General features: G+C 68.3%; 6 protein-coding genes. 3 read left to right on the forward strand and 3 right to left on the reverse strand.

All coding sequences use genetic code 11. The features are described from left to right. The coding region (locus tag ACE3TU_RS18650; RefSeq protein WP_374626954.1) for an outer membrane protein at nucleotides 1-592 on the forward strand (592 nt) is incomplete at its 5' end. Nucleotides 593-599: 7 nt separating this feature from the next. Further along, nucleotides 600-2054, forward strand: a complete 1455-nt coding sequence (locus tag ACE3TU_RS18655) for a class I adenylate-forming enzyme family protein (RefSeq protein WP_374626956.1) — start codon at nucleotides 600-602, stop codon at nucleotides 2052-2054. On the opposite strand, the gene ACE3TU_RS18660 is transcribed toward ACE3TU_RS18655, so the two are convergent. Further along, entirely contained in the window at nucleotides 2051-2524 is a 474-nt protein-coding gene (locus tag ACE3TU_RS18660) for an Lrp/AsnC family transcriptional regulator (protein ID WP_374626958.1), read from the reverse strand. The genes ACE3TU_RS18655 and ACE3TU_RS18660 overlap by 4 nt on opposite strands. A gap of 139 nt (nucleotides 2525-2663) precedes the next feature. Between ACE3TU_RS18660 and ACE3TU_RS18665 the strand changes: the two genes are divergently transcribed. Further along, complete coding sequence (locus ACE3TU_RS18665; RefSeq protein WP_374626960.1) at nucleotides 2664-3677, forward strand: 1-aminocyclopropane-1-carboxylate deaminase; 1014 nt, start codon at nucleotides 2664-2666, stop codon at nucleotides 3675-3677. Nucleotides 3678-3684: 7 nt separating this feature from the next. Here the strand turns inward: ACE3TU_RS18665 and ACE3TU_RS18670 are convergent, their stop codons facing one another. Together ACE3TU_RS18670 and ACE3TU_RS18675 are read right to left on the reverse strand one after the other, a co-directional pair. Continuing rightward, entirely contained in the window at nucleotides 3685-4368 is a 684-nt protein-coding gene (locus ACE3TU_RS18670; RefSeq protein WP_374626962.1) for a DUF2461 domain-containing protein, read from the reverse strand. A gap of 9 nt (nucleotides 4369-4377) precedes the next feature. Then, nucleotides 4378-5093 (reverse strand): pentapeptide repeat-containing protein (locus ACE3TU_RS18675; RefSeq protein ID WP_374626964.1); only part of this gene is annotated, 716 nt, incomplete at its 5' end.

Here is a 5093-nt window from a genome sequence, read left to right on the forward strand (position 1 = left end):
GGGTTTCTATGCGGGTATTTCGGTCGGCGGAGCATCGACCACCAGCGACATCACCCTGACCTATACCGCCCCGGCCAGCGGGCCGGCGGCCGCCGATTTCGGCACGGTCGGGGCGCTGCTGGCGCTCAATGTCGGCTACAACATCCAGGTCGGCAACGGCGTCGCCGGCATCGAGGCCGACGCCGCCCTGACGGCGGTCGACGGCACCGTCGAGGAACCCGGCAGCTACGTCTTTGACGAGCGGCTCGAATCGCTGCTGACCCTGCGGTCGCGCTTCGGCGTCACCAGCGGCCCGGTCTACGCCTACGGCACCATGGGCCTGGCGGCCGGACAGGCCGACTTCTCGGCCGTTGTCGACAACGGCTACGGGGGCTCGCCGGTCGCGGCAACGAACTCGGGCCTCGCCGTCGGCATCGTCGGCGGCGCCGGCGTCGAGGTGGCGGTCAACGACACCGTGTCGCTGAAGACCGAAGGCATGATGTACCGCCTCGCCCCCCTCTCCGCCTCCGGCGACACCGGCAAGGGCGCCTTCGACAGCGAGTACACGCCGTCCGGTCTCGTGGTGCGCTCCGGCGTCAACGTCCAGTTCTGAGCCGCCCGTGCAACTGGTCAAGGCCATCGTCCATCAGGCGCGCCGCTCGCAGGAGGAACCGGCCATCGCCTTCGGCGGCGGCGTGGTCAGCTTCCGCGCCCTGATGGCGGCCACCGCCGCGGCGATCGAGGCGATCCGCCTGCTCGGCCTGCCGAAGCGGAGCCTCGTCATCCTCGATATCCGCAACCCGGTGCACCACACCGCGACGATCTACGCCCTGGCGCTGCTCGGCCACCCGAGTGCTTCGGTCGGCACCGCCTGGGTGACGCAGCAATCGGGCCCGCGCCCGGCCCTGCTGCTGACCGATGTCGACGGCGTCGACGTTCCGGGCCTCGCCGTCCGTCGGGTCGACGCCCGCTGGTTCGCCTTCGACGAGAGCCGCCCGGTGGACTTCGCAGCACTGATGGCGATGCCGGGCTTCCCCGACCCCGACGACGTGGTGCGCTACCTCTATTCCTCCGGCACCACCGGACGGCCCAAATGCGTCGCCGTCAGCAACCGGGTGCTCGAACTGCGCGTGGCGCATGCCTTCGAGACCCTGCCGCAGCGCGCCCTCTCCGGCGCCACGCTCAACATGATGGGGTTCTCGACCCTCGCCGGCACCGTCATGCCGCTGACCTCGCATGTCGGGGGCTCGCTGCTCTGCTTTGCCGCCGGCTATGCCGAGGCGCTGCAGCTCTGCCGCGTGTTCGGCATCACCTGGCTGATGGCGGCGGTGGTGCAGATCGAAGGCGTCCTCAAGGCGCTCGGCAGCGCGCCGCCGCCGGCGAGCCTGCGCTGCGTGCTCGTCGCCGGCTCGAAGCTGCCGCACCGGCTGCTCGCCGAAATCCGCTCCCGCCTGTCGAGCTACGTCCTCGGGGGGTACGGCTCGACCGAACTGGGCCTCGTCGCCTTCTCGACCGCCGCCGATTTCGAGCGGCATGAAGGCTCCGCCGGGCACCTGACGCCGTGGGCAGAGGCCGAAGCGGTCGATGACGACGGGCGCCCGCTGCCGGCGGGGCGCGACGGTGTGCTGCGCTTCCGCAGCGATGAACTGGCGGTCTATGTCGATGAGGCGGGACGGCCGCTGCCCACCCTCGAGGACGGCTGGTTCTATCCCGGCGACTACGGCCGGATCGAAGCGGACGGACTGCTGATCGTCACCGGCCGGACGGGCGACGTGATCAACCGCGGTGGCGTGGTGGTCGCCCCGGAACTGATCGAGGAGGAGCTGCGCCGCGATCCGTCCGTCACCGACCTCGCCGTGGTCGGGGCGGCCGCCGCCAGCGGCATCGAGGAAATCTGGGCCGCCATCGTCTCGCCGGCCCCGATCGATGGCGAGCGCCTGCTCCGCGCCGCCCGCCTGCGGCTCGCCGAACGCGTCCCGGACCGCCTGTTCCAGGTCGACGCCATCCCGCGCAACGAGCACGGCAAGGTCATGCGCAACCTGCTGCGCGAGCAATTGCGCCGCATGCTCGGCTAGAAGTCCAGCGGCGCGCCGTCGACGACTTCCTTCATCACGAAGAACGTCCGGGTCTGCCGCACGCCCGGCAGCGCGATCAGCTGCGTGCCGTGCAGGCGGTTGAAGTCGGCCATGTCGCGCACCCGGATCTTGAGGAAGTAGTCGAAATCGCCGGCCACCAGGTGGCAGTCGATGACGAACTTCAGCTTGGTGGCGGCCGTCTCGAACGCCGCGAAGCTCTCCGGCGTCGAACGGTCAAGCACCACGCCGACCAGCACCAGCGTGCCCAGTTCGATCCGCGACGGATCGAGCACGGCGCGAAAGCCCGCCACATGGCCCGCCTCGACCAGCCGTTGCGTGCGGCGATGACAGGTGGCGGCGCTGACCCCGACCCTGTCGGCCAGCTCGGCATTGCTGATCCGGCCGTCGCGCTGCAGCAGGCGCAGCAGCTTCAGGTCGATGCGATCGAGGCTCTCGGAAGATTCTTCCATAGTTGCGCTTCCAGACGGATGAAACGGAACATAGCAGACAGCATTCAGAAAGGCAGCCGCATGGCAGCCACTGAGAATGAAAGCACCTTCGGGCACCACGATGCTAGTCTCCACGGCATCAATCTGCTGGAGACCCGTCGTGCTCGAGAAATTCGACCGTTACCCCCTCACCTTCGGGCCGACCCCGATCGAGAAACTGTCCCGCCTCAGCGCGCATCTGGGCGGACAGGTGGAGATCTACGCCAAGCGCGAGGACTGCAATTCCGGTCTCGCCTTCGGCGGCAACAAGCTGAGGAAGCTCGAGTACATCATTCCCGATGCCATCGCCTCCGGCGCCGATACGCTGGTCTCGATCGGCGGCGTGCAGTCCAACCACACCCGCATGGTGGCGGCGGTGGCGGCCAAGATCGGCTTCAAGTGCCGGCTGGTGCAGGAGGCCTGGGTACCGCACGAGGATGCCGTCTACGATCGCGTCGGCAACATCATGCTGAGCCGCATCATGGGCGCCGACGTGCGGCTGGTCGACGACGGCTTCGACATCGGCATCCGCGACAGCTGGCGGAACGCCATCGCCGAGGTCGAGGCGGCCGGCGGCAGGCCCTACCCGATTCCCGCCGGCGCCTCGGTGCACAAGTTCGGCGGGCTGGGCTATGTCGGCTTCGCCGAAGAGGTGCGGGCGCAGGAGGCCGAGCTCGGCATCCGCTTCGACTACGTGGTCGTCTGCACCGTCACCGGCTCGACCCACGCGGGCATGCTCGTCGGCTTCGCCGCCGACGGCCGCGCCCGCAATGTCATCGGCATCGATGCCTCCTGCACCCCCGCCCAGACCCGCGCCCAGGTGCTCGAGATCGCCCGCAACACCGCGGCCCTGGTCGAACTCGGCCGCGAGATCGCCGAGGACGACGTGGTGCTGAACGAGGACTACGCCTACCCGATCTACGGAGTGCCTTCGCAGGAGACGAAGGAAGCGATCCGCCTCGTCGGCCGCCTCGAAGGCATGATCACGGACCCGGTCTACGAGGGCAAATCCATGCAGGGCATGATCGACCTCGTGAACAAGGGCTTCTTCCCGGCCGGCTCGCGGGTGCTCTATGCCCATCTGGGCGGAGCGCCGGCCCTCAACGGCTACGGCTACACCTTCCGGAACGGCTGAGCGCGGACTACTCCGCCACTTCCGCGAGGAGCCAGCGGCCGATCGGCCAGGTGGCGCGGAAGTGGCCGAGGCACATGTCGGCGAAGCCGGGCGCGTAGGCCGCCTCGGCCGGCAGGTCGATGCCGGCGGTCAGTCCCTCGTAGAGCAGGTACTCGGCGCGGGACGGATCGGCCTCGTAGCCCTTGGGCATCAGCTTGCGGGTCTTTTCGCCGATCCAGTAGTCGCCGGCAGCCTTCACCTCCTCGACCGCCGCGACCAGCGCCTTGCCCGAGCGCGGATGGATCACCGACTGCCGGAACCGCTCCAGCTGGTCCTTCTCGAACATGTGGATGCCGGTGCCCAGCATGACCTTTTCGGCCGTGATGCGGAACCAGAAGCCGGGCCGGTCCCAGCTCTTGCTGTCGCCGTGCCAGAACCACAGGTCGAGGTGGTCCTTGTAGGGGCGCTTGTCCTTGGAGAACCGGATGTCGCGGTTGACCCGGGTGATCGAGCCATTGACCCTGGGGTCGAACTTCACCTGTGGCGAGACCTCCGCCAGCCTCGGACCGAGGGTGGAGATGAAATCCTTGCCGGCCTGAACGTAGCCCGCCTCGTAGAGCCCCCGGTTCGCCTCGAACCAGCCCTTGTCGTTGTGCGCGCCGATCCCCTTGAGAAACTCCCGCGTCGCCGCCGGAAAGTTCGAGAACCCCATGCTCTGCTCCTACTCGATGAATGGCTTGGTGCGCGTGACCCGATAGAGCTGCCTGTCCTCCGGCCAGCCGGTCAGCCACAGCTCGAAGGTGCGGGGATGGGCGGTGAGGTCGGCACGGGACACCGGCGCGATGCTGTAGCGGTCCGTCACGAAACTGGCGGCGACCTCGCCGAGATGCGCGATGAAGTCGGCGCGATCGGTGACCACGCCGTCGAAATCGACGGCCTTGAGCTCGGCCCCCTCGAAGTTGACATCGGCCAGCACGGCGTTGCGGAAGGTGGCCCCGGTCAGCGCGGCACCGGACATGTCGACGCGCACCAGCAGCGACTCGTCGAAATCGGCCGCCATCAGGTGACTACCGCCCATCTTGACGTCGAACATCTGGGCCGAGCGGAAGTCGGTACCGGTCGCCTGGGTGGTGTAGGTCCAGTCGTCGTCGCGCTGGAACGGTCCGCCGGCATCGCGGGCGACGATCGCGGTGAAATCGCAGTCGTCGAACACGGAGCGGCGGAAGCGCGCATTCTCGAGATAGGCGCCGCGGAAGCTGACCGTGTCGAAATCGGTGCCGGAGAAGTCGGCGAAGCGCAGCGAGGCGTGATTGAGCGACATCGCCTTGAGGGTATCCATCCGCACATGCGCGAAGGAGAAGTCCGCCCCGCGAAAGGTCAGTTCCTCGGTATCGGTGATGAACGCGTTGGCGAGCAGGACCAGCAGCTGGCCCCGCT

The sequence above is a fragment of the Devosia sp. genome (genome assembly GCF_041917035.1).
Taxonomy (GTDB): Bacteria; Pseudomonadota; Alphaproteobacteria; order Rhizobiales; family Devosiaceae; genus Devosia_A.